The 26,635-nt window shown below is 59.3% G+C and carries 17 protein-coding genes; 6 read left to right on the forward strand and 11 right to left on the reverse strand.

From position 1 onward, the window contains the following. The first annotated feature begins 288 nt into the window (after positions 1-288). Positions 289-4,041, forward strand: a complete 3,753-nt coding sequence (locus Mal15_RS26030; protein ID WP_147870425.1) for a family 16 glycoside hydrolase — start codon at positions 289-291, stop codon at positions 4,039-4,041. Between the two features lie 145 nt (positions 4,042-4,186). Here Mal15_RS26030 and Mal15_RS26035 read toward each other — a convergent pair whose 3' ends face one another. The 5 genes from Mal15_RS26035 to Mal15_RS26055 form a co-directional block, all read right to left on the reverse strand. Continuing rightward, positions 4,187-4,489, reverse strand: a complete 303-nt coding sequence (locus tag Mal15_RS26035) for a hypothetical protein (RefSeq protein WP_147870426.1) — start codon at positions 4,487-4,489, stop codon at positions 4,187-4,189. Further along, on the reverse strand, positions 4,486-5,214 hold the full coding sequence (locus tag Mal15_RS26040; protein ID WP_147870427.1) for a 4Fe-4S dicluster domain-containing protein: 729 nt from the start codon (positions 5,212-5,214) through the stop codon (positions 4,486-4,488). Before Mal15_RS26040 ends, Mal15_RS26035 begins: the two co-directional genes overlap by 4 nt. A gap of 69 nt (positions 5,215-5,283) precedes the next feature. Further along, a complete protein-coding gene (locus Mal15_RS26045) occupies positions 5,284-6,105 on the reverse strand; it encodes a diheme cytochrome c precursor (protein WP_147870428.1) in 822 nt (273 codons plus the stop codon). Next, a complete protein-coding gene (locus Mal15_RS26050; RefSeq protein ID WP_147870429.1) occupies positions 6,102-8,519 on the reverse strand; it encodes a molybdopterin-dependent oxidoreductase in 2,418 nt (805 codons plus the stop codon). The genes Mal15_RS26045 and Mal15_RS26050 overlap by 4 nt, the downstream gene beginning before the upstream one ends. Positions 8,520-8,539: 20 nt before the next feature. Further along, positions 8,540-8,866: a chaperone NapD gene (locus Mal15_RS26055; RefSeq protein WP_147870430.1), complete on the reverse strand. Its 327-nt coding sequence runs from the start codon at positions 8,864-8,866 to the stop codon at positions 8,540-8,542. A gap of 40 nt (positions 8,867-8,906) precedes the next feature. Here Mal15_RS26055 and Mal15_RS26060 point away from each other — a divergent pair, with 40 nt between their 5' ends. The 5 genes from Mal15_RS26060 to Mal15_RS26080 all read left to right on the forward strand — a co-directional run bounded on the left by Mal15_RS26060 (position 8,907) and on the right by Mal15_RS26080 (position 14,932). Then, positions 8,907-9,605 carry a cytochrome c3 family protein gene (locus Mal15_RS26060; RefSeq protein ID WP_147870431.1) on the forward strand — a complete coding sequence of 233 codons (699 nt, stop codon included), beginning with the start codon at positions 8,907-8,909 and terminating at the stop codon, positions 9,603-9,605. Next, complete coding sequence (locus Mal15_RS26065) at positions 9,589-10,551, forward strand: 4Fe-4S dicluster domain-containing protein (protein WP_147870432.1); 963 nt, start codon at positions 9,589-9,591, stop codon at positions 10,549-10,551. The genes Mal15_RS26060 and Mal15_RS26065 overlap by 17 nt, the downstream gene beginning before the upstream one ends. A gap of 219 nt (positions 10,552-10,770) precedes the next feature. Then, positions 10,771-12,051: a sulfate reduction electron transfer complex DsrMKJOP subunit DsrP gene (gene dsrP, locus Mal15_RS26070; protein ID WP_147870433.1), complete on the forward strand. Its 1,281-nt coding sequence runs from the start codon at positions 10,771-10,773 to the stop codon at positions 12,049-12,051. A gap of 277 nt (positions 12,052-12,328) precedes the next feature. Beyond that, entirely contained in the window at positions 12,329-13,195 is an 867-nt protein-coding gene (locus tag Mal15_RS26075; RefSeq protein WP_147870434.1) for an alpha/beta hydrolase, read from the forward strand. 258 nt (positions 13,196-13,453) lie between these two features. Then, complete coding sequence (locus tag Mal15_RS26080; protein ID WP_147870435.1) at positions 13,454-14,932, forward strand: sulfatase family protein; 1,479 nt, start codon at positions 13,454-13,456, stop codon at positions 14,930-14,932. A 688-nt stretch (positions 14,933-15,620) separates the two neighbouring features. Here Mal15_RS26080 and Mal15_RS26085 read toward each other — a convergent pair. From Mal15_RS26085 to Mal15_RS26110, 6 genes are all read right to left on the reverse strand, one after another. Beyond that, entirely contained in the window at positions 15,621-16,838 is a 1,218-nt protein-coding gene (locus tag Mal15_RS26085; protein WP_167547052.1) for a carboxypeptidase regulatory-like domain-containing protein, read from the reverse strand. Between the two features lie 205 nt (positions 16,839-17,043). After that, complete coding sequence (locus tag Mal15_RS26090) at positions 17,044-20,709, reverse strand: carboxypeptidase regulatory-like domain-containing protein (RefSeq protein ID WP_167547053.1); 3,666 nt, start codon at positions 20,707-20,709, stop codon at positions 17,044-17,046. Continuing rightward, on the reverse strand, positions 20,709-21,089 hold the full coding sequence (locus Mal15_RS26095) for a BlaI/MecI/CopY family transcriptional regulator (protein WP_147870438.1): 381 nt from the start codon (positions 21,087-21,089) through the stop codon (positions 20,709-20,711). The genes Mal15_RS26090 and Mal15_RS26095 overlap by 1 nt, the downstream gene beginning before the upstream one ends. 121 nt (positions 21,090-21,210) lie before the next feature. Beyond that, positions 21,211-22,314 (reverse strand): hypothetical protein, encoded by a 1,104-nt coding sequence (locus tag Mal15_RS26100; protein WP_147870439.1) that lies wholly within the window; start codon positions 22,312-22,314, stop codon positions 21,211-21,213. A gap of 90 nt (positions 22,315-22,404) precedes the next feature. Beyond that, a complete protein-coding gene (locus Mal15_RS26105; protein ID WP_147870440.1) occupies positions 22,405-24,189 on the reverse strand; it encodes a c-type cytochrome domain-containing protein in 1,785 nt (594 codons plus the stop codon). A 40-nt stretch (positions 24,190-24,229) separates the two neighbouring features. After that, positions 24,230-26,635 carry a hypothetical protein gene (locus Mal15_RS26110; protein WP_147870441.1) on the reverse strand — a complete coding sequence of 802 codons (2,406 nt, stop codon included), beginning with the start codon at positions 26,633-26,635 and terminating at the stop codon, positions 24,230-24,232.

A 26,635-nucleotide genomic window follows, 5' to 3' on the forward strand; every position in this document is an offset into this window, starting at 1 on the left:
GCTTGATAATCGTTCAAACGGCACCCGGTCCGCCATTTACACTCGGTTTGCGGAAATTTATTTGGCGTCAGCCTCCGCGCACCTCATCACTCTGCCCCTCATCATTCTGCCACCCTTCCCCTCGTCCCCCCGTTTCAACGGGCCGACGCTTGCTTCGGGACTAGGCGGCCAGACAGATTGCGTGACTTTCCGCGCCCGATGGTCGCATTCGCTCTCCGGCACCACGTCGAAACGATTAAGATCGACCCGATTGATTCACCACTGACCAACTGACCGAAACGGGATCCGATGGGACTGCTGCGATATTTACTGTTAGGCCTGTTCACTTCGGCCGCGATCATCGGGAGCTGCGAAAGCCCGCGATACCAAGTCCTTTTCAACGGCAAGGATCTGTCGCAGTGGAGGGGACTGGCCCCCTATTGGACGGTCCGCGATGGGGCGATCGTCGGGGAAACGACCAAAGAGAACCCAGTGAAGTCCAATACGTTCTTGATCTGGCAAGGCGGCACGGTCGGCGATTTCGAGTTTCGTTGTCTGGTTCGTTTCGAAGGCAACAATTCGGGGGTGCAATATCGCAGCGAGTTGGCCGACGAAAATCAGTTGGCACTGCGAGGCTATCAAGCCGATTTGCATCCGCGGCCCGACTACATGGGCATGATGTACGGCGAGAAAACAGGGCGGGGGATCATCGCCACCGGCGGCCAGCGCGTGGTGATCAACGCGGACGGCAAATCCGATGCGACCGATGCATTCGCCCCGCTCGGCGATATCGCGACCGAACGTTGGAATGAATTGGTGATCGTCGCGGTCGGAAACCGAATGATCCATCAAATCAACGGCGTCACCACCGTCGACGTGACCGACGATCATCCCGACGCTCGGCGCAGCGGTCTACTGGGACTGCAATTGCACCAAGGACCCGCGATGAAAGCGGAATACCGAAACCTGTTGTTGCGTTCTCTCGATGGTGACCAGGCCCGGCGCGTGCTGCAAGCGGCGATCGATTCCTCTTCATCGGCCAGTGCTGCGGCAACGAAGGACGCGACACAAGCGGCCGTGACCAAACCGAACGCAGAAACCTGGCTGCAACAGACGCCTAAACCTCAATGGATCTGGGCCGACCGATCGGCGACGAATCAAAAGGTCTGGTTTCGCAAATCATTTCAAATCACCGCGGCGGCCAAACACACGCGATTGTACGCGACGTGCGATAACCGCATGACGCTGTTCATCAACGGAAAGCAAGTGGCCAACAGTGACGCTTGGCAATCGCCGATCGATCAGGATGTGACGCCATTGATTCAGCCCGGGCGGAACGTGATCGCCATCGCCGGTCAAAACGAAGGTGGCGTTGCGGCGCTGGTCGCCAAGTTGACGGTCACCGAATCGGACGGAAACGAAACCTCGATCGTGACCGACAACTCCTGGAAGCGATCTGAATCACCCGCGAAAGATTGGAACGCCACTGAATTTGACGAATCCGACTGGACGGCGGCGAAAATCATCGACCAGATCGGGGCCGGGCCGTGGGGAATCCCGGGACAAGAATCCGGGAGTGCCGGTGGGGCGACCGTGATTCGTCCGCAGGAAATTGTTGCACCGCCGGGGTTTGTCGTCGAACAAGTCTATTCGGTGCCGAAGCAGCAAGGCAGTTGGGTTGCGCTGGCGACCGACCCCCAAGGCCGTTTGTATGCCTGTGACCAAGGCGGCGCCGGATTGTACCGGCTGACGTTGCGGACAGGAGATTCGCCATTGGTCGAAAAGGTCTCGATCGGGTCGCTGGCCGACGTTTCGGGCGCCCAAGGTTTGCACTGGGCCGAGGACAGTTTGTGGTTTCATCGCAACGGCGGACACCTGATCCGGTTGACCGATTCCGACGGTGACGATCGCTTGGACGCGGCGGAAACTTATCCAGGGACGACCGGCGGCGGAGAGCACGGCAACCATGCGGTGTTGCCGATGCCGGGCGGCGAGGGGCTGTTTCTCGACGGAGGCAATGCGGCGCCGTTGGCCAGCCACCGCCGCAGCCGCGTGCCGACCTGGTACGAAGGGCATCTGTTGCCGCGGATGTGGGATTCCAACGGACACGCCCGCGGTCGCCTGGCGCCCGGAGGCTGGGTGACGGAACTGGACGTCGATTCGAAAGAGCAAGTCGTTCGCACGGTCGGCTTTCGCAATCAGTATGACATCGCACTCAATCGCCACGACGACCTGTTTGCCTATGACGCGGACATGGAATGGGATCTCGGCTTGCCCTGGTATCGCCCGACCCGAATCTGCTTGGCCGCCAGCGGGGCGGACTATGGTTGGCGCAGCGGATCGGGAAAATGGCCCAGTTACTACGAAGATTCGCTGCCGCCGGTTGTCGACATCGGCCCGGGATCCCCGACCGGACTGGTCGCCGTATCCGACGCCGATTTTCCGACCCGCTATCGCGATGCACTGTTTGCCTGTGATTGGACGTTCGGAACCATGTACGCGATTCACCTGGAACCCGCCGGCGCGGGTTATCGCGGCGTCGCCGAACCGTTCGTGTACGGTTCGCCGCTGCCGTTGACCGATGCCGTGATCGGTGTCGACGGCACGTTGTACTTTGCCATCGGCGGCCGAGGGACAGGTTCGGGATTGTACCGAGTGCGTTATCTCGGCGACGCCTCACGCGTCGAACCGACGCACACCGATCCCGCCGCGGCACAGGCTCGCAAGCTGCGTCGATCGTTGGAAGCGTTTCATGGCGTTGAGTCGCCCGACGCGATCGCGGCGGCGTGGCCGGTGCTGTCAAGCAGCGATCGGTTTCTGCGCCATGCGGCTCGCGTCGCGGTCGAAAGTCAGCCGCTGGAATCATGGGCCGAGCGCGCGGTGCTGGAACCCGAACCACAGGCTCGCATCACGGCCATCGTCGCACTGGCGCGGATGGGCGACGAGTACCATCGCGCCGGTGCCATGGTCGGATTGATGGGGCTTCGTCCCGATTCGCTAGACAAGAGCCAGTTGTTGGGCATGCTCCGCGGCTACGCGCTGATCTTCGATCGACTGGGTAAACCGACCGAACGCGAAAGCGAGCAGGTGATCGCGCAGCTCGATCCGCTGCTGCCCAGCGATGATGCCGAAGTCAACACCGAACTGATTCGTGTGTTGACGTATCTGCGAAGCGAGTCGGTGATCGGCAAGACGATCAAGCTGATCGATAACCGCCCGCCGACCGAACCGCCGGCGTGGTCCGAGCTGGCCAGTCGCAATAAGGGCTACGGAAGGGCCATCGACAACTTGATCCAGTCGACGCCGCCGTCGCGCGAAATCATGTACGCGTTCCTTTTGCGGAACTTAAAAGACGGTTGGACGCTCGATCAGCGTCGCAGCTACTTCGCCTTTCTCAACGAAGCCGCCAAAGCATCCGGCGGGGCCAGCTATGCGGGCTACCTGACGCGGATCCGTGACGAAGCATTGGCCAATTGTTCCAACCAGGAACGCGTGGCGCTGCAAGACATCACCGGCGAAGATTTTAATCCCCAACCCGATTTTCCGATTGTCGAGCCCCAAGGTCCCGGCCAGAAGTGGACCGTCGAGGAAGCCTTGGCGACCAGTCGCGGTCCGAAGAATTTCGAGCGCGGGCGTTCACTGTTCTTCAGTGCCAAATGCGCCGCCTGCCATCGTCTGGGCGGACTGGGCGGAGCGATCGGACCCGACCTGACCAGCATCCCCAACAAGTTCGACGAACGCTACCTTGTCGAAGCGATCGTGCATCCCAGTAAGGACATCTCGGACCAGTATGGATCGTCACGGGTGTTGACCGATGATGGCCAGGTATTGATCGGCTTGGTGGTCGAGAAAGAAAACGGTGATCTCACAGTTTATCCGATCGACGAAAACGCCAAGGCGGTGGAAGTCGATGCGGACAGCGTCGAGTTGATCGAAGCGTCCAAGGTGTCGCAGATGCCCGAAGGTTTGTTGGATCGACTGGGCCGCGACGAAGTCCGCGATCTGCTGACTTACCTGATGACCGCCGGGAATCCGAACGACAAACGCTGGGGACGGAATTAGGCGTTCATCGTTCGTAGCGGAAGCCGCCAAGGCTTTCGCACGCCGGATCTGGTGGTTGAAGTCGAAATCACTTGGTCGACGATTCGGAAATTGGACCTTGTCGAGAGCATCCTGACGCAACGATCTGATATCGGCGAAAACGCCCTCATTGCGATGTTCCGTGACCGGGTAAGCGGCTGCGAATAATTTTGGTCGTTGGGTCACCCGGCAAAATCGTATCACTCCACAGTTCGTCTTCGAAGCGATAGCGGACTTGGATCGCGCGGGCCGTGCCCTGGACGAACGCGGCTTCGGCATCGCCCAGTGTCACGGCGGCATCGTCCGAATCGGTCCGCAGTTGCACGTGTTGGATCTCCGTCCCGGCATCCAGATCGGCGAACAAGGCCATGATCTGGTCGCTGCCCCATTCGGCTTGCAGGATCTCTGGCAGTGGCGGTTGGTGGGTCATGAGGGAAGGCTCGGACGGTTGAACAGGGGCATCAATAGGATCGCGTTTTCGGGAGCCGGGCAGACGTAACGGCAGACGCCACAGCCCGTGCAGCGGTCTTCGTTGATCGTCGGTTTCCCATCGGTCACCTCGATCACGCCTTTGGTCGGACAACGTTCGCTGCAAACGGTGCAGGTCGTGGAGTGATGTGCCAAGCACAGGTGCTCGGTGATCTTTGCAGTGCCGATCGTTTTGGGCAGTGAGAGATTCAGCACTCCGGGCTTGCAAGCGGTGATGCAGGGAAAGCCGTCGCACATCAGACACGCGTTGGCATCGGCGTCGATGGTCGGGGTCCCGGCGACCTGGCCCAAGCGATCAGGGGCTTTGACGATGGCGTCATGCGGGCAAGCGTCGGAGCAATCGTTGCAGCGGGTGCAGCCGGCCAGGAACTGTTTTTCTTCGACGGCACCGGGTGGCCGAAAGATGGGAAAAGATTTTGCCGGCGTGCTTTCATCGAAATCCGTCGGTCGGACCGGTTCGATCGCGATGCCGCCGATACTGCGCGGCGGGGCGGTGCTTGATTCAGGTGCCGAAGTGCCCGCTTCCTGACGCGTCTTGGGATATCGCATCACCAGCGACGGACGGTCCGGCAAACGCACCAGTTTCCACAGTCGGCCTTGCAGCAGATCGCGGCGATTGAGCCTCGGTTTTCGGCGCGGTTGGTTGTCGTCAGCCGGTGGCGGCATGGGATCAGTCCGTCGAATAAAGGCAAAACCCTTACTTGAGGCGATCGGGACATCGCCTGTTGATAAACTTCACTTCGCCGCCACGTCCAGCGGCGGGAGCATCGGGATCGTCTCGGTCGGGATCGCTTGATCCAACACCGCCGAGGGCGCGTGGCATTGGGTGCAGATGGTCCGCCAAGGGTGGGTCGATTCCATGCCTGCCCAACCGTTGGGCCCGCCATGACAGGCGCTACAGCTTTCCCGCATCCATTGCGAATGCGGGATCGTCGGCGGGGCGCCCGGGTAGGCGCGCTTGCCGGCTTGGGGCGCCGCCAGGCCGACGAAGCGGTTGTCCACTTCGTGGGGAACGTCTTGAAAGGGCGCCGGCGGTGGCGGTGCATGGCACTGGGTGCAGTTGGCCAGGTAAACATGTGACATCACGCTGGCTTTCATCCCCGCCATTTGGATCCCGCCGCCATGGCAGGCGTAACAGGCCGCGTCGGACGTGTTTTCGACCGCGTGGGGAATGACAGGTGGGGCGCCGTTGTAGGCTCGGCGTGACGATCGGATCCGGCTCGATTCGGCTTTGTCCGCTTCACTCGGTTCGATTTTGACGAACAAATCGTACTCGGGCGGTTGCGGCAGGGAAGCCGGCTTGGATTGAAATGCGGCGGTCGGCCCCATCGCCGTGGCGGGGATCTCGGCATAGTTGACCGCAGCAACAACCTTGCCGGACGTGTCGGTGTTGGACGTTTCCGCGACCGCGGCGATCGGACCACCAGGGATTCCGTCCGCTTTCGGAACGCCGTCGGAAAGTCCGACCAGGTAACCGATCGCCGAAACGACGATCACCACAAACAAAAAGATGGACGTCAGGCGTCCCCGCCGCGCGGGCGCTGGTTGATCGCTCATGACGACGCCCCATCGAGCTTGCGAACACGGACGGCACACTTCTTGTAATCAGGTTGTTTGGAGAACGGGTCGTGTTCGTCCAAGGTGCAGTTGTTGATCAGCTTGGTTTCGTCAAAGAACGGGACAAACACCGTTCCACGAGGCGGCCGGCCGCGGCCATCGATCCACACCGGCAACTCCGTCGTGCCGCGTCTTGATTCGATCACCACCGTTTCCCCTTGGCGAATGTTCTGCGCCAAGGCGTCTTGCAGATTCATTTCCACATAGGCGGTCGGCATCGCGCGGTTGAGTTGCGGCAGACGTCGGGTCATCGTTCCGGTGTGCCAGTGCTCCAAAACACGCCCGGTGCACAACCACATCGGAAACTCTTCGTCGGGAACCTCCGGCGGAGGCTGGTAATCGTGGAACCAGATTTGGGCGCGTCCGTCGCCGGACGTGGAGTGATAGAAGTCGAACTCCTGGCCTTCGGCGACAAAGGGATCATCGAAGCCGGCGAAACGGAACTTGGTTTCACGCCACGATCCGTCGTCTTGTTGGACGACCGGCCAGCGCAGACCGCGGGCTTTGACGTACTCGTCGTAGGGCGCCAGGTTCTTGTGTTTCATCGTCGTGAACTGGCGATATTCTTCGAACAGATGTTTGTCGACGTTGGTGTCGTAGTAGTGTTCGAATTCCCAAATCGGAACGTCTTGGCCCTGGTCATCCTTGACGGCGAAGATGAACTCGCCGTCTTTGTCTTTCATTCCTTCGTGCCCGAGTTCCAGCAAACGATGCGCGATCGCGATCGTCATCCATGTGTCGTCGCGCGCTTCGCCCGGCGGTTCGACCATCTTGAACCACTGTTGGGTGCGGCGTTCGCTGTTGCCATAGATCCCGTTCTTTTCCACCCACATTGACGCCGGCAGAATCAGATCCGCCAGCTGCGTCGTTGCCGTCGGGTAGACTTCCGAGACGATCAAGAATTTGTCCTTTAGCTCGTCCTTGTCGTTGAACAGCTTGTTCAGATTGGGCAGCGTTTGGCCCGGGTTGGTGACTTGGACAAACAGCGTGTTGATGTCACCGCCTTCGTCGGTCGGCAACGTAAACTGGTCGAACATCTTGACCGTGTGGTAGCCCGGGGTGGCATTGATGCGGCCTTCGGGAAGGTTCCAGAATGCTTCGCACTGGGCACGGTGGTCTGGCTTGGCGACCAAGCGACCGCCCGGCAACGCGTGTGCCAACGTGCCGACTTCGCGAACCGTCCCGCAGGCCGAAGGCTGGCCGGTTAAGCTGGTCGGCGCATCGCCGGGGCGTCCGAAGTGACCGCTAAGCAGATGGACGCCGTGGACCAGTGAGTTGATGGCGGTTCCCATGGTGTGTTGGTTCATTCCCATGCACCACAAACTGGTGATCCGCAGGTCGCGCTGGCCGAACAGTTTGCCCAGCACGCGGATTTGATCCGCCGGAACTCCGGATAACTCTTCGACCCGCTCGGGCGTGTAGGCCGCGATCCGCTTGCGGAATTCGTCTTCGGTGATCGCTTCGCCCTGCAATGTCGGGGAGTCCGACTCCAGCGATCGAAACGCGCAATGTTTTTCGACAAAGCCTTTGTCGTAGGAATCAGAAGCGATCAACTGGTTCATGATGCCAAGCGCGATCGCGACGTCACCGTGGGGGGCCATCTCCAGATAATCGTTGGCAGCATCGGTGGTCCGGGTCCGCCGGGTGGAAATGTCGATGATGCGAACCTTTTCGCCTCGGGAACGGCGATCGGTGACACGCGAGAACAACACCGGATGCATCTCGGCGGGGTTGTTTCCCCAGGTGATCAGGACATCGCACGCGTCCAAGTCGGCGTAACATCCGGCCGGTTCGTCCACGCCATAGGTGGCCAGGAATCCGGTCACCGCCGACGCCATGCACAACCGTGCGTTGGGGTCGATGTGGTTGTTGGACAGGCCGCCCTTCATCAACTTCTGCGCCGCGTAACCTTCGGGGATGGTCCACTGGCCGCTACCGTAGAAAGCAAACTTCTCCGGTGCCTCCATGATGCGTTTGGCGATGATGTCGATCGCTTCGTCCCACTCGATCGTTACCAGTTTTCCGTCTTGACGAAGCAGTGGCTTGGTCAACCGATCCTCGCCATACAGGATTCCGCCGACATGGTAGCCCTTGACGCATAGCAGACCCTTGTTGACGTCGGCGGCCTTGTCGCCGGCAACCGCGACGACTCGGCCGTCATGCACGCCGACTTGGACGTGACAACCGGTTCCGCAAAACCGGCACGGCGCCTTGTTCCATGTCAGTGCATCGCCATCGGTGGGCGCGTCGGCGGCGCCCAGCACCGGTAACGAAAACGTTGCATCGCCTAGCACCATCGAACTGGCCGCAGCCATCGCGGCGGACTTCAGAAACCCACGTCGCTTGGAATCCATTTGTGTTTCCTTGAAAAGTATCAGTCCGCCGGATCGGTGGTCGAGGAGGAAGAGATCGGTTGGTCATCAAAGCCGACAAACGCAACTTGAATGCTCGCCACCCCCGGCAAGTCTTGTACCCACTGGTAAATCCTTTTGTCCTCGGCCCTGGATGACGTATCAACAACGACCGCGCACTTCCGATCGTCCATCGCGCCGACTTCGATCGCAGCTTCCTCGCGCAATCGTGAAATCGTCTCGTCGGGATCGTCCCACGCCGGATCGAAAGTGATCACTAATCCGCTGATTGGCACTTCGCTTGCTTCCTGTTCTGGGATGGCGTTGAATATGCACCGCAGTGTATACATTCTGTCTCGTCAGTTATACCTCATCACCAATAGAAAATGCATGAAGCGAATCGCCAGCCTTGTTTCGGCCGCTGTCGTTGGGACGGCCGCGCTGATGGTGTTGCTGTGCCTGGATGACACAACGCTGCGCGACCATTCGCGCACGCAGCGCGACGCTTTGGCTCAGTCAACGATTCCGGCGGGCTCCGAATCGAATGCTGGCATATCCAGCGCGCCGCAGGAGGCTTCCGGTGTGACGTCGCGTCATGCGGTTTTGATTCGACGTCCGGAAGGACCGCCGTTGATTGAGCTTGCGGCGACGGATCCGCAAGGCCGATCGGGGAAAGTGGCCTGTTCGACTTGCCACAGTGTTCGCAAGCCGAATTTCCAGGCCCGCAGCACCGCGGCGTTGGACGAGTTTCATCAGGGGTTAACATTCAATCATGGCACGTTGGCCTGTTACGCTTGCCACAACCCCGATCACAGCGATGCGTTGCGGTTGGCCGACGGCAGCAAGGTCGAGTACCGTGACGTGATGACGCTGTGTTCCCAGTGCCACGCCGACCAGGCCACTTCGTTTCGGCATGGGGCGCATGGCGGAATGAACGGTTATTGGGACCTGTCGCGTGGTCCACAGCGCAAGAACAACTGTATCGATTGCCACGATCCCCACGAACCGCATTTTCCCAAAATGGTCGTCGGCTTCAAGCCACGTGACCGCTTTTCGGAGGCTGGAAAAGAGCATGACGACCACGAATGATTCGTCGCCGAAGGAGAATGGCCAAGGTGATCGCTCGCTGCCGGTGCTGCAAAATTCAAGCCGCCGCACCGCCGTCAAAGGGGCGTTTGCGACGCTGGGCGCTGCTGCGTTTGTCGCCGCCGTGTCGCCGCTGCGTCAAGCCGCCAAGCAGACGACGGCGTCGGAATTCATGCAGACGCACTACAAGCGGTTGACCGATGAAGACAAACGCAAAGTCATCGAGCGGTTGGAAGCAGAGGTCAAGCAGGAGCACGGGGTGGACGTCGACATCGCGGACGACCGTCCGATCCCCGGCACCAAATTCGTCTACGCGATCAATTTGAGTGTCTGTAACGGCAACGGCAAGTGTGTCGAAGCCTGTCACAAGGAAAACAACCACGATCGGGCGACCAACCAGTCGTATATCCGTGTGCTGGAGATGCCCAAGGGCACAATGGACATGGAACACGGCAACACGACCTACAGTGGCGTCGTGCCCAAGGACGACAAGTTTTATTTGCCGGTGCAATGCCAACAGTGTGACGAACCGCCCTGCGTTGACGTTTGCCCGGTCAAAGCGACGTGGAAAGAAGAGGATGGGATCGTCGTGGTGGATTACAACTGGTGCATCGGCTGCCGCTATTGCGAAGCGGCCTGCCCCTACCACGCCCGGCGTTTCAATTGGAAACAAGCAGATGTCCCGGCGGATGAAATCAATCCCGACCAAAGCTACTTGAGCAATCGACTGCGTCCGGTCGGGGTGGTGGAAAAGTGCACCTACTGCTTGCATCGGACGCGTCGCGGCAAGTTGCCGGCATGTCTGGAAGCCTGTCCCACCGGGGCACGCGTGTTCGGAAACATTCTGGATCCAGATTCCAACATCCGATGGATCCTGGAGAACAAACGGGTTTACATCCTGAAAGAAGACTTGGGGACCAAGCCGGCGTTCTTTTACTACTTCGATTGACCGCATTTTGTTGGGCCTGTTGGAGTCTGAACTTTGGGGAACATCAAGCTTGGGACAACCACATCAACAAGTACGATGGCCCTTCCGGGCCGTCGTCCGCGGGGCTCTTTTGACGCTCTTCGTAACTCCGTCCTGCAACGCGTTGCGTTGGGCGACGGCCCGGAAGGGCCGTCGTACTCACGAGACACAATTGCATAAGCGAATCAACCAGGGAATCACATGAGCAGTACGACCGCCTTGCCGACAAGCGAGGACCAGCGGAGCGATGAGCCCCATCTGCTGAGCTACCCTCGATTCCTGAAGCGGATCTTGTGGCTGGCGACCGAGGGATCGTTCGGGTTCTATGCCTGGATGACTCTCCTGACAGCGTTGTCCTTGGTCGGACTCAACGCCTGGGCGAACCAAGTGGCCGGCGGCATGATCGGGACCAACATGACCGATCACGTCAGCTGGGGGCTGTACATCGCCAATTTCACGTTCTGTGTCGGATTGGCCGCCGGCGGGGTGATGATGGTGATTCCGGCCTACCTGTATGACGACGAAGACATGCACAAGGTCGTGATCGTCGGCGAGACGGTGGCGATCGCCGCGATCGTGATGTGTACGCTCAGCGTGGTCGTCGACCTGGGACGGCCGGATCGTTTTTGGCACCTGATCCCCGGCATCGGCGAGTTCAATTGGCCGGTGTCGATGTTGACCTGGGACGTGATCGTGCTGAACGGATACCTGCTGATTAACCTGCACGTCGTCGGCTACTTGCTTTACATGCGTTACTTGGGACGAAAGCCCAATCCGACGTGGTACATCCCGTTTGTGTTCTTGTCGATCTTTTGGGCGATCAGCATTCATACCGTCACCGCGTTCCTGTACTGCGGACTGGGCGGGCGACCGTTTTGGAACACCGCTCTGCTGGCGCCGCGATTCCTGGCATCGGCATTTGTCAGCGGACCGGCGTTCATCATTCTGGTGATGCGTGTGATGCGGGTCACCGCCGGGTACACCGCACCGCTCGGGCCGGCCAGGACGCTGGTCCAGATCATCCGCGTCGCGATGGTAGTGAACTTGGTGATGCTCGCCAGCGAGATTTTCACGCTCTTTTACACCGGAGGCGCGCACGTGTCGGCGGCCAACTACCTGTTCTTCGGGGCACACGGTCACAGCGGATTGGTGCCCTGGATGTGGTCGTCGATCGTCCTGAATCTGATCGGCACAGTGCTCTTCTTCATGCCCTCGGCGATGGAACGTAGCACGGTCCGCATCGTGGCCTGCCTGTGTTGCATCGCCGGGATTTGGATCGAAAAAGGCATGGGGCTGATCATTCCGGGATTCATCCCCTCGACGCTTCACGAGATCGTGGAGTATTCGCCCAGCTTGATCGAGTGGAAAGTCACCGTCGGCATTTGGGCCTTCGGGTTGCTCATCCTGACCGTGCTGATGAAAGTGGTCGTCAGTGTGTTCGGCGGGCAAGTGACCCCGGAACAGCCGACGGTGACGACCTGAAGCAGGTACAATCGGCAGGATACAGCAAGCGTTGGTGTTCAGCCTTTAGGCCAAGACCGCTAAGTTAAGGCCCGGACGCTGGCGCGAACCGGCTGATGTCAAACGATGATCAGCCGTTTGGCGCGAGCCTACGGGCCCCTGCCGAAAGAGAACGACGCTTGACTTAGCGGTACTGGCCTTTAGACGCTTCCCTTGGTCGCGCCTTGACACGAGGGCACCGAGAAATCGGCTAAAGCCTAAACACCAACGACTCAGTCGCCCTTCCCACGTTGTTCCCATGCACCGAGTTCCACTTTGCCTTTTGCTGGTCTTTGCGATCGGAAGTTTCGTCCATGCCGCCGAGCCGTTGATCCAGCGAGACGTTCCGTTCGCCAAGGTCGACGGCACGGAGTTGAAACTGGATTTTTATCCCAGCCGGGCCGACGAAGACGCGAGCCCGTTGATCGTGTGGGTCCACGGCGGTGCCTGGCGCGCCGGTGATAAACGCAGCGTGCCGATCCAACGCTTGACCGAACACGGTTTTGCCATCGCCAGCCTGGATTACCGGCTCAGCGGGACGGCTCGATTTCCCGCGCAAACCGAAGACATCAAAGCGGGGATTCGCTTCGTACGTGCCCACGCCGACCGTTTCGAAATCGATCCCGACCGGATCGTTATTGCGGGGGCGTCCGCCGGTGGCCACCTCGCCGCGCTGGTCGGCGTCAGCAGCGGCGTGCAGGCGTTAGAAAACCTCGCGATGGGAAACGCCGAGGTTTCGTCTGACGTCGCAGCGATCGTTTCACTCTACGGTGCGAGCAACCTGCAAACGATTCTCAGCCAATCGACGCCGCACGGGTTGAGCGTTCGGGAGCCGGCGCTCAAATTGCTGTTGGGGGATCTGCCGACCGCGGTTCCCGAGGCCGCGCGGCTGGCTAGTCCGCTCGCGCACGTCGACTCGGAGGACCCTCCGCTGTTGTTGATTCACGGGGACCAGGATCCTCAAATGCCGATCAACCAATCGCATGAGTTGGAAGGTGCCTACCGGCGGGCCGGACTGGACGCCACCTTCCACGTCGTCCACGGCGCCGCCCACGGCGGAAAGGCGTTCTATCATGACGAACAACTGAAACGGATCGCCGATTGGATACACGGCCGGTTGGAATAACGGGATAGGTTTCCCTGCTCGCCATCCGCTGGATCGACGAGGGGAGTCGACTAAAGGAGCTTTGTTTTCGAACGGGCTGGACAGTCCCCGTCCTCTCCGAGGTCCGCAGGGGAAAAGCTTCGCTTTGGGGATCGCCGAGTTCGGAGAACACGGCGACTCTCGAAACGCATCGTCAACCCGATAGTGGAGCTGCGATAGACTACTGGAAGCCTCTCCAACCGGTTTGCCGACCACCTTTTTCCGTCACTGAGACACAACATGCCCCGACGCTTTCTCATTCTGCTGCTGGTCGCCTCCTTCACTGCCGCCTCGATCACCCAGGCACAATCGCCTGCCAAGCCCCCCAACATCCTCTGGATCGTCGGCGAGAACTTTGACTTGGACTTCGGATGTTACGGGGCGAAGAACGTTCACACGCCGAACGTCGACTCACTGGCTGCCGCGGGGATTCGCTACACCAACGTCTTTTCGACCTCGCCGGTTTGCGCCCCCAGCCGTTCGGCCTTCATGACCGGCATGTACCAGACCACGATCGATACACACCACATGCGTTCACACCGCGACGACGATTATCGGTTACCACCGGGCGTGCGTCCGATCACCCAACGGTTGCACGATGCCGGCTACATCACGGCAAACCTGAAAACCATCGGGGACCGCGTGGTCGGCACGGGTAAATTGGATCTGAACTTTGTCAACGAAGGCCAGCTTTACACGACCGATGATTGGCAGGCACTCAAGTCCGGTCAGCCATTTTTCGCCCAGATCAATCTGCCCGAAGCGGAGTATGACATCTACGATCGCAAATCGGCCGAAAAGGAACGCGTGAAGTGGGTCGGCGAAGAATGGCATCCTCAGGTGGCAATCCCGGACAACGTCACACCGCCGCCGTATTACCCCGACCATCCGGTCACCCGACAGGAATGGGCGCGGTACTTGAATTCCGCCAGTGGAACCGATGTTCGCATCGGCTTGATTCTGGATCGGCTGGAAAAAGACGGCCTGGCCGACGACACGATTGTTGTCTTCTTTGCCGACAACGGACGCCTGGAAGCACGCGGCATCCATTGGTGCTGGGATTCGGGGCTGCACGTCCCGATGGTGATCCGTTGGCCCAAGAACTATCCCGCACCAAAGCAAATCCAACCCGGTGCGGTCAGTGATGAACTGATCAGTTTGATCGATCTGACTGCCACCACGCTGTGGATGGCAGGCATCGATCCGCCGCTGGGGATGCAGGGACGACGTTTTCTCGGCGAGCAAACCGGGGCATCACGCAAGTACGTGTTCAGCGCCCGCGACCGCATCGATGAAACGGAGATCCGCTTGCGCAGCGTCCGCGACAAACGCTATCACTACATCCGCAACTTCACGCCCGGCGCCGGTTTCCCGACGCTGAACCGGTACAAGGAAAAGTGTTTCTTGGTCAAACCGCTGATGCGGCAATTGCATGCGGCGGGAAAGCTGACCGGTGCGCCGGCGGAGTTGATGAAACCGTTTCCCGACGAATTGCTGTACGACACGCAAGCGGATCCGTACGAGATCCACAACTTGGCCGATTCCGACGACGCGTCGCATCAAGAAGCACTCACCCGGATGCGCGCTGCGCTGTTTACCTGGACCGTCGAAACGGGAGACCGCGGCTCAATACCCGAACGCCGCGATGTCGTCGCACCCTTCGAAAAAGAAATGCACGATTGGTTCGGAACACCCGATTGGTATTCCAAACAGCAGTAATCGCTGGTGTCTCGGCTTGAGCCGATTCCACTGCAGACGCATTCTGCGGATTGCCAGTACGACGTCCTCGTCCTTGTTCCCAGGCGGGGAACGTGAAATTTATTGCTGACCGATTCCCTACCATTGCGAGCAAGACAATGTTGCCAGACAAAGTTTTTTAGACTCGTTTCATTGCAAGACGGTATTGATGATTCTGGCTCCCCTCTCACCCAGAAAACCTGGCGAGCTTCAGCGAGTCAGGTTTTCTGGGGGAGAGGGGCCGGGGGTGAGGGGGATTGCCAGGCGTCGACGAAGCGTTGGAGCGTGGCAGATCTGACGTAGAGATTCCACACCGAAGTGAAGTGAGCCGGCAACAATTGCATCACAGAATCGAAGGGGATTTGGTGAGGCAATCGATGTGCAACGAATAGATGACGAGCCCCTCACCCCCGGCCCCTCTCCCCAAAACAGATCGCGGTCAACGTCACTCATTGACCACTCTTTATCGCGCGATCTGTTTTGGGGAGAGGGGAGCCATTTGGGAGAGGGAACGCATCGTAATGAAGCAGCAATAAATTTCACGTTCCCCGCCTGGAAACACGCTGTCTATGAGGCTCCGCCTCAACATTCGGAAGGCGGAGCCTCCCAACCATCGCGTCCCAAGGCGGAGCCTTGGAACGAGGTCGTAGGCTGAACACCAACACGCCCCCTAATTCCCCGTGGGCCGCAAAATAAACACGACACTCGATTCGCGGCTGGCGTCCACCGTGTAGCTTTGATTGAGATCGACATTCAACTTCGGCTGGGTTTCCAGCACTTCGTAGCCCTTCGTTCGTAATGCGACCTGATACAGCTCGGGGGCCGCATCCAGGATCGACACCTTCGAGGTCGATTTTTGTTCCAGCGGCAGTTGGGAACCTCGCCAACCGTACTGCCTACCGATGTAGACGTAGCTGTCCTTGGGAATTGGTGTCCCATCGCTGGTCGTCACCGTGACCTCCAATCGCCTCGGCTGGACGGCCGGGATTTCCCCCAAGTCGGCTCGTTCGCCGTGACGGGGGGCCTTGATCAAACTGAGCGGCAGCACTGCCGAAGCAGCTTGGCCGGTGTGCGTGTAGACGGTGTACTCGAGTTCCGGGGGAAGCTGGTCGAAGCTGAACGTGCCTTCCTGGTCGGTAAACAGCTCTTGGGGCGTCACGATGCTTCCCATCATGCGATTCTTTTGGACCAGTCCGACTTCGACGCCCACGACCGGTTGGCCGCGGAAGACCAGTTTGCCTCGCAGGCCCGCGCCCGAGCCGAGCGAGATTTCGAGCTTCTGATCCTCCGATCGAGCCCAACGGGTTTGTGCGGGGGCGTAGGCCGAGGCGTTGATCCGCAAGTCCATCCACTCGATGTGATCTCCCACCGACATTTCAAAGACGCCGTCTTCATCGGTCAGGGTCAACGGCGTGACCGAGCGATCTGATCCGCTTCCGGTTCCGTTGTTGCGAAAGATGGTGTGTGGCCGGACTTGAGCGCCCGCGATCGGAGTTCCGTCGAGGTCGACGACGCGGCCACGAAGCACTTCGATTTTTTCTGCCTGCTGCAGGGGTTCGAGTTCGAATTTGATCTCGGGGTTTTGTTGCGGATCGAAGTGCTCGGAGACTTGGCCTTGATAGCCTGAGCCGCCGGCCGCCAGGCTGAACAGCAGCTGGTCGGACAAGTCGGTGATCGAGAACGCGCCGTTTTCGTCGGTGGTCGTGCGTTTGGTGCAATCGCGGTAACAGGACGGGCAAGTCGTGGCCGGACCGACGCGTGGCTTGGCGGTGCTGACGACGACGATCGCGCCGGCAACGGGCTGGTCGTCCGAATCGACGACACGGCCCGACAACTCCGCCGTGCCGGCGGTCAGCAACAAGGACAGCAGGAATTCGATGGAAAGCATTGTGTGAAGGGGTGTTTTGAGTGTTCGATCGGAGGAAAACTTGCAATCGTGGGACAGGCTTGCGGGCTCGTCATCAACCGCCGCTTCGTTTTCGATTGGCTGGGACAGTCGCCGTCCTCTCCGAGGTCGGCGCGGGGCAATGCTACGCATTTAGCCCGCCGAGTTCGGAGAACACGGCGACGCTCGCACGCCTATCCCACGATGGCTACCGCTTGGGCGTGACCTCGATCGGCACCAGCCTTGGGATCTCCGGCAGGTTGGGAAGGTTCAACGTGATCTCCAAATCCGTCTCGCCGGTGCGGACCGGAACCAACGTCGAGATCCGGGTTGCCGAGACAGAGCTTTCGCCTTGGGGGCCGCGGACGGACAGTTGATACTTACCCTGCGGGACGTTCTTCAAATGAAACCGCCCATTGGCGTCGGTGGTCCATTGGCTTTCGCGATGGTGATCGACCCACAAGTCGGGGACGACGTTTGAGTCGCGGTCGACGGAAACCATCGCTTTGGCGACCGGATTCCCGTCGGCATCGATCACGCGTCCAGCGATTTCTTGCTTCCCACGGATCAGTTCAAAGTCCTGGACGATCAGCTTGCCGTCACCGGCGGGTTGTGCGCCGTATCCGATCCCCATTCGGAAACTCAGATTCGGAGCATTGTTCAAACTGGTGTGAACGTTTCCGCCGGCCGGGACGCAGGCCCGGTACACACCCTCGGAATCCGTTGTGACGAACTGATGGCCGAGAGATTGGTGGACCATCATTGTCATCCCGTTGGCCTTCCGTTGGACGGATTTAGTCAAGCTGATTTGAACGCGAGCCCCGGCGACCGGTTCTCCGTCGACCAGCACGCGGCCCTGGACGATCGCGGAGGAATTGAGCACCAGATGAATCACGCCGTCCTTGGCTTCAATCAACTTCGCGGTGCCGCTGAAGGCGTCGTCGTCGCGAAGGTACTTGACGTCAACGAAGGCCTTGGGGGAGGTGAGCCCGTTGGGGACTAACGCGGCGCGGCCGAGTGAATTCGTCGATTCAGACGCGGATCGATCGACGACATGAGGGGCTTGATCGAATACGGGAGCGTTCGGACCAGGCGGGATTTCATCACGAAGGATCACCGACGCGCCGACCGCGGGATTCCCATCGGGCAACGACACGATGACCTGGTACGTCGCCAGCTTGGGTACCACGATCGGTTTGATCGTGCGGGGTGTAAGATCCGTGATCGCGATTCTTCGGTGGGGCAGCGACTCGGCTCGCTGCTTCGTCATTCCGATGACTTCGGCAAATGACGGGATCGCGTATCCCGAGTCTAGGGTCGCAACGATCAAGAAGTGGTCGCCGACGGACAGTTTCAACTGGAAGGTTCCGTCCTCTTTTGAGAGTGCCCCGAGCGGTGATGGTAGGTTGAGTGAACGAATCAGAATGCCTTCCAATGGAGATCCCGTCGAGTCGACGACTTTGCCGCTGATCGTGACGGCATCGCTCAAGGTCACGTCGATCGAATCCTGACCGGTCAATTGGCCTGGGGTAAGTTCTAATTGTGTCCCCAAAAAAGGACTTTCTTCCGACGGTACGACGGAGAATTTCATCGGGTCATCTCGTTCCAGGTACCTGGAAACCATGGATGTTGGAACGCGCATTCGAAAGTGACCTTCCGAATCAGTCTTGGAACGGTCGACGCTGGAGGAGGGGTAGATGCTGATACCGGCGATCGCTGCATCCCGTGCGTCCCGGACGCGGCCGTAGAGTGTGTATCCGGGGTCGGCGACGACCGCCGCCGGGCTTGCAACGACTTCTCCGCTGGGCAGCCAGTGATTCGCCCGTGCAAATTTTCCAACAGCCACTTCATCGCTGGTGCGAACCGCGGCGTACCCGTTCTCCCAGTCGGGGTGAGACGCCTGAATCGAGGCGATCAAGCCGGTGGGGATGTTTTGGAAATCGAAATTGCCGGAGTCGTCGGTCGTGGTTCTCGGTGTCAATTGACTCATCCACAATTCAATCCTCTCCGGCGCATCCCATGGATCGGCCGTCGGCTCGAACAGGCCCGTCAGGTTGACGATCGCACCGGCGAGCGGCCGGCCATCGGGCGTGACAAAACGGCCGCTGATGGAATTGGTCTTCGTGAGCTGCAGGGCGAGACCTTCGATCGGCGTCGGATTCGATTTCTCGAGGATCAACTTCGATGTGGCGACGCCCACTCCCGGCATCGCGGCGACCAGCGAGCCCACCCAACGGTCCGATCGATCACGCGGGAACGCAGGGGCCTTGATATTCGTGAATTCGAATTCGCCATTCGCGTTCGTTTCCGTCCTCGCGATCACGTCTGGAACGCGAACCTGATTTCGGTCGACCGAGAGCAGGTATTTATTGAAATTACTGGATGCACGGGTGTTGCTCGATTCCCGCAAGACCACGACCGCACTGGGGACGGGTTGGCCATCGGGCGAGAGGACTTTGCCGGACACGTTGACGATCACCGCGTAGTCCTCTGACTCGCCCATGATCGGTCGACACGTCAACACTCGGGCAATCAAATCGTTGTCTTCCGGACGAACCGGTTCGATCAGCGGGGGAGCGTCATCCGTTTCCGCGTGAACGGAAGCCGTCGCGGACGGATTGGCGTCCTTGTCCGAAGTCTCTTGTGCGGCCGAGCGATCCAGCCGCACCGTGGTCGCGATTGCTGCGACGGCCAGCAGGGCGACCATCATTCGCAGCGACGCGATCCGCCAGCGGGAAAGCCCCGGGACGCCGCGGAGAATCAATTTCAAGCGGTCTTCGATCTCGCTGTGACGACTCATCGCAATCGCCGACCGTTCCGGCAACCGACGTGCCGCGTCAGCAACTCGAAACCGCGCCACAATGTTTAGCAAACTTTCCGCGTAACGCCCCGAATTCAGTTCGCCTCCGCTCGCCGAAGAGGCTGCCAAGACGTCGCGATCGGTCGCCCATTCCCGCGATTCGCTCAGTCGCCGATCGACCAACCAGACCGCCGGATGGAACCAGTAGACCATCAAGTTGATCGAGGCCAAGGTTTGCCCCAATGCGTCACGGCGCCGGACATGCATCAACTCATGGAGCAGCGTCGAACGGATCTCGTCTTCGCTCCAACAATCGAAGTCGTCTGGAACCAGCACGGTCGGTCGCAGCAAACCGAAGACCAGTGGCATGGAGGTTTGATCGGTCCGGCGAATCGGAGGCGTGCCCGGCAAGTCGAGCACGCCGCGGATCTGATCGGCAATGCCGCTGGTGCTCGCGCTGACCGCTCGGCCACGCATCGCCGCGATTCGCAGCCGAACCAACCCGGCCACCATTCGCAGGGCAACCCACGTAAATCCCACGGCGTAAATCCAAACGAGCAGCAATTGGACTTGCGATGTCTGAATCGCGGAAACCAAGCCGGAATCGGTGACGCTGAGACGACGTTGCGGCTGCGGCTCGACCGGCCCCGTCGCGTTGGCCGCCGGAGCCATCGGTGTTGAGACTGAGAGCAACAACTCGTCGGGCCGTGGTTCCGCCACCGGATCAATCGATTCTCGCATTGCCACTGGCTCGGCCAAGTCCGCGGAAGCCGTGGTCGCCAGGGCGTCATTGTTTCGAACCGCACGGGCCGCCTGGACGCTGCTCGCGATCGTATCGTTCTGAGGTGCTTTCAGTGGAATCCGCCATCCGCCGACCACGACATGCACCGGCAACAGCAGCAGTGTCAGGGCCGCCGCCGTCAGCCAGACGCCGTGCGTCCGCCCGGGATCGAATCCTTTGATGTGAGCGGCGATCCACGAGGCGATCGCCGCGACGATCGTGACTTGGACGATCACGACTAAGCACAGTGACAGTGGGCTGTCGATCAACCAATCATTCAGTGTCTCGCTCATCATTTTCCGCCCCGTGTTTGATGTTCTTTTAACAATTGTCGCAGACGCTTGACTTGATCGTCACTCAATTTCGTCTTCGGATCGGCAAGGTGCGTCGCCAACGCGTCTTCGACCGAGCCGCCGAAGAAGATTTCCAAGACTTTGCGAAACGCCTTGACCGCGGCATTCTTGCGAGGCACCGCGGGGAAGTACACGAATTGTTTGCCTTCGCGGCGGTGCTTGACGACACCTTTGGATTCCAGCGTGCGAAGCTGCGTCCGCACCGTGGCATTGGCCAGCGGATCGGGCATCGCCGCGACGATCTCGTTCGCGGTCGGTTCGCCGAGCTGGTAGATCACTTCCATGATCTGCCGCTCGCGACGGGAAAGGTCGGAACGCACGTGAACCTCCAGGCGAAGGGGGGCTGCGAGTTTTAAGTGTTATTAAAATAACATATCGCTGTCGCCGGGCAATCCCTCCTGTTGCTTTTTTAACACATATCCGGTCGTCTGGAGGTTCGGCCTATCTGGCGTAGCGGATCGACACGAAATCGTGGGGTGGATCAATTTCGCGGCGGAGCGGTTTTTGCTGCACCCGTCGCGGCGGGCCGAATCCTGTTTCTTTGCCTGGTGACGAGCGTGAACCCATTGGGATTACGTTGGAATAGGAGAACTGAACATGGATGACTCCGATCTTCTCCGTCGCCGGAATCCCCGTCTGACTCGCCGCCCCTTTGCCGTAGGACGTGACCAGAAACGCCTTGTAGTTTTCCGTTCCCTCTAATGAATGGTGCCACCCGACGACGGTGGCGGTCGAGCGTGGCGGGATCACGACGTGAGAAAATGCGGGCGATCCATCGGGATTTCGATCTTGGCTGAAGTGATACATATCGATTCCATCAATCGAGACGCTCGCGGCGATTTCACGCGGACCGTTGTTGTAAAGCCGCAGTTCATAAATTTCATTCTTGGCGATATCCACAAATGCCCGCCCGGACTGGATCAACGCGGATCGCGGCGTGGCGGGACGAGACGGATTGGAACTGACCAACACTTCAACGGCGGAACTGCTGTCGCTGGTGCTGGAGACGATTGATTGGTGCGGACCGCGAACACTGACTGACGGCGAAGTGACGCTGTTGGCAAGAATCCGATTTCGCTCCGCTTTGCTGCCGTCGGGAGGGAGGTGCACGCTTTCTTGGATGACCTTGGCGATCGCCTTGGTATGGTCGATTTCGACACGGAAGGGGAGTTTGGTGACCTCTTCACCGTATTCCAAATCAACGATGCGGACGTCAATTTTGACGACTCTCGCCAGATCCGCGTGTGACCGACTCTTGACGAACAAATAGTTTCCTGTGACTTCAAAGTTTGCGTCATCGGCGACCGAACCCGGTTGACGTTTGTTGAGCGCTTGTTGGAGCGATTGGGTGCAGCCCGGACCGAAGTTGGTGCCGGGCAGACCGGTGGGCGAGAAGACGCCGACTTTCACTTTTTGGTTCTTCGTGATCGCCAAGACGCGTTCGGCGAGTTCATTCATTTTCTCGTCCAATTGTGATGCCCGGACCTCGGGTCCGATCGGAGTCGCGAGCGCGATGAATAGCAGCAGAAGCGTTTGTCGTCGCATGGTTACCTCGAAAGTCTTCTGTAGGGAGGGTACGAGCGGGAGCGTGGCGAGAGGATTAAGGGGAACGGATGGACGAAAAGGCGTCCACCATCACAGCGGGCGGACGGGCGTCAGACCGAGCGCACTGGCAGTTTGCTGCATCAGTGACGGGCCGAATTGTCGATCGAACGCTTCCCATTCCGGGCGGCTGATCACGCCGCCGTTGCGAAGCGTTTCCAGGCCGAGCATCTTGAGTGGTTTGTCACCGAGACGGAACAGTTGCTCTGACGTTTCGAGATCCAGTTCTGATAAAACCGTCTCCAGATCCAGATAGACGGACCGATGCCAGATCGCCACTTTGCTGACGGGTTCGTCCAACGATTCGATCGAGGCTCGACCAGATCGTTCCGTCCGAAGAAAAGGGCTGACGCATTGATCGAGTGCCCTCAGAAACTGGTCTCGGTCCTGACTGAGTAGTTTACGCATCGCCTCGTTCGGCGGGTAGAGTTGACGCACCTGTTTTTCGACGCTGCCGAAGGTCGCGTTCCCGTCTCGAACGGTGTCGGTAAACTCGATCATGCCGTGTTTGTGGCAGGCCATACAGGACAATCCGTTGACAATCAGTGGCGTACCCGATGTCGCGAGCGCGTCATAGACGACTTCGACAGGCCCCGAATCGATTCGATCGTCGTTTCCGTCAACAAGCATGTAAGCCTGAAGCCCGTTGGGAAGACTAAAGATGACTTCGCCGCCGTCATGTTCAAAGGCAAACCGGTCGTACGGATGACGCTTACCTGGGAACAGATTGGCGGGGCCGAGTGGGAAGCGAGTGAGTTTGGCCCGTCCGGTGTCCGGCTTGAAGTCGTAACTCTTCCAATAGAAACCGTGCAGCGCGTCACTTCGTTGCACCAACCGGTTCTGTCCCGAGACTCCGCTCCTGGCGAATCCCGCGCGGGCGATCCGTTCCGTTTTGGGATCCACGAAATCTTTTGCGATCGAAACTTCGAGTCGAGCCTCCAGTTCAACGGCGCTGTCGGGGATGTCTAACAACTTGTGATACAGCGGCGGTCGCGTCGCATTGGCGACAAACCAGTCCGCCCTGAGCACCGGCAATTCGGTTTCGGTCCGATTCTGAATCGCAAGATCGTATTCGTGCAATCGCTCATCGTCGAACTCCGCGCTGATTCCATAAGGGTACAACCGCTGTAGTTCACGCCACCCGGAATTTCGGTCCCATCCGTAGTCTCGAACGTCGATTGCGAACAGGATTGTCGGACCGGCGTCAGGTCCCGCTGAAGCTTCGTCCGACCAGACGTCGAGACGTTGCGGAAGCTTGATTCTTCTTTCCCAACTGAGGCTGTTTAAGGCTTTCGACAAAGCGGCTTGATAGTAATGCAAGTCCGCGAGCTCGACCGACTTTCGGTTGAAAAGGTTGTGCAGGGTAAAGAAACGCAGGTAGGGACGCGTCGAGGCATCCGAACGTCGAAGATGCCGCAACGCTGTCGCGTAAATGGCTTCGAGCGTGACATGCTTGCGGGCCGCTGCGGACGGGAAATCGGGGGCCCCGGATTCGATCCACTTGCGGATCGCTTCGCGTTCTTGCTCCGTCACCGGGGCCCGTTTACGGATCTCCGAGGGCGGCATTTCTTCGTCGACGATCCGCGTGTAGATCAGGGAGTCCTCGGGATCGCCGGCGGTCAGGTAGCCGTCATCGGCCTCGCGAAGTCCCGCCACGTTCATCACGTTAAAGCCGGAGTCGTCGGTGTCTTGTCCGCTGTGGCAACGGACGCAGTGCCGCTTGAGCGCCTGTTGAGCTCGAGATGCAAGCGTGTCGTCACTGGCCGTGGCGGGTAAAAAGAGCAGCATCGATATCAGCGTCGGAGAGAGGGATCGCATTTGAAGGGACCGAAGGGTTGGCAAGGAGGGTGTTTTCCGTTCAGGGGATGCGAAACAGCGATGCCGCACCGCTGCGCATGATCACGTCTTCATGCAATTGATAGTTTTCTTGTCCGACATTGGTGGTGATCGCGATCGCGTTGCCGTTGCGCTTCCAGGTGCCGGTCAGTGTCGGGACGTTTTTCTTGAACACATTCTTGATCGAGACGCCGCCACCGTGATCGGTACCGGTCAAGTTGTACATCAGCCCCTGTTGCAGTCGGATCCAGTTCCCTGTCAGCCGAAACGGTGGGATTTCGACGGGGATCCTGTCGACGTTGGGTTTTCCATCGGCACGGAGAAGACTGATCTCGCCCTGTTCGGTCAGCGCGACCAGATGGAACTCGAATTCACCTTGATTGTGAATTCGAGCGACTGCGCGAATCGTTGCGTGAAGATCGCCAAGCGTTTCAAAAGATTTGGGAAGCGATTTCATCCGATTGTCTCGAATTTTCGTCTGTTTGTTGATGACCAGTTCTCGCTCCAGCAGCAACGAACGAAGCGCAGCCAATTGTTTCGTAAAGCGAGCCGCGTTCTTGGGGTCTGCGTTGGCCCGGCGCAGCAGTGCATCATATTGTGGCTTTAACTTTGCCCACTCCGCCTGCGCGGCGAGAATCTTGTTGATGGCGAACTCATACTCGTTGATGCCTTTCTGAATCGTCTGGGTGAGCTTGCGGGAATCCACGAGCAATTCGTCGTGGCTTGACGTTTCATATCTTTCCCGGCCCGACACGATCTTCTTCACGCGTGCGACCGAGCCCAGTTGGTATTGCTGTTGGTTGTCGCGATCGAGTGCGATGTTCAGTCTAACGAAACCACTTGAATCAACATCGATGTCGCGACTCTCGCCGACTTGCACCAGACCGCGGTCTTGAACGATCGACGATTCTGCAGAATCAGCGATTTGAGCCAGAATCGGCGGCATGCGTGCCCTCAAGACGCCTGCCGGATTGACGCGGTCACTCCGGAACGGTGCGTGTTGGGTCGCCACGCGGCCCGTCGGATAGGTCACAATCCGCAGCCCGATGTTGGCCTCGCTCGGTGGCGTGGCGATCTCAAGCGGCAGCTGAATCTTTTTTCCACTGATCGTCGTATGTTGGCGACCGATGTGCATGGCGGATCGGAGTTGCATGGTGTGTTGTTGGTTTTTCATGCTGACTGTCAGCAGGCTGTTGACCAATTGGGACGCTTTGGGGAATGGCTGCGACATCTCCCAAAGGAACCGCAGCTGATTCAGGTCATCGATAAAAAAATGGCCCAGTTGCACTTGATCGCCGTCGGGATTGTCGGGTTGCTTGGCAACAACCTGCCACCGCTTGACCTCTTGGTCTTGGTGATCCGCATCGACGACGTCGAACGCATAGCGTCCGGCCAAGTCCGCGGCGGTACTGTCGAGTCGCAGGCGAACGCTTGAAAAATCAGCACACACGATCTTTCCAGCGGTTGCGGATTGAGAAAGCTCGGTGGACACCTGAGGAATCTCGGGCAGCGGAAATTCGGAGGAAAGCTGAGCAAACGGAACACCCGTTGCAAGTGAGTTCGGAATCGGCCGGTCGGCCGGTTGCGCGGCCTTCGCTGACGCCATCTTCCCCACTGCCGATTCCGGCTCGTGAGGGGACGCGGTTTCGTCGATCGTCGCATCGTCAATCCTCTCCGCCGGCGCAGCGGCCGATTCTGCGGTCGTCGGATTCGATTTCACGATCGATTCGAGCGGTGCGGACGATCCGACCGAAGCCGCAGTTTGCAGCGGAGAGGGATCCGAGGGGATCGCCGTAACCGCCCCCGTTGTGCCGCGTGTCATGGCTTCGGACGATTCGCCTTGTGCCACCGCTTGTGCGGGATGGTGCTCGTCAGACTCGGTGGGGGCGGCAGGCTTGGTGAGCAGCAGGAAGAGGGTCACCGGGAGCATCATGCCGACCAGTCCCACCGCCACGACGAACGGAATCAACAGCCGGTTACGCTGCGACCCGTTCATCGGGGTGGGCGTGATTGAAGTGTCGATCTCCGGCGCGGAACGACGTGTGACGTCGCTCGATGACGTTCCGGCTGCGGCGACGGAACCGACCGGCGGCTGCGGTTGGATGGACGCGACGGCTGGTTCGGCGGCGGAGCGGCGTTGACTCAAACGATGGTCGTACCGTCGTTTCGTTTCTGGATCGAGAAGTTCCGAGACGACTTTCGAGAGGTGTCTCACAAAGGCTTCGGCGTCCTTCTGTTCCTCCGCTTTGGCCAACTGGGCGATTTGCCTGCGCCGTTTGATTCCCGCCGTGCGGATCCTGTCGGTGTCCGACTCAAACGAATTTAAATCCAGCAACCGATAGTGATCGGGAGGGCATTCCTGGACCGGAATGCGAAGCCATTGAACGTAACATCGGTATTGACGCGAAGTCAGCTTTGGGCGTGACAC

It is taken from the genome of Stieleria maiorica, assembly GCF_008035925.1.
GTDB lineage: Bacteria > Planctomycetota > Planctomycetia > Pirellulales > Pirellulaceae > Stieleria > Stieleria maiorica.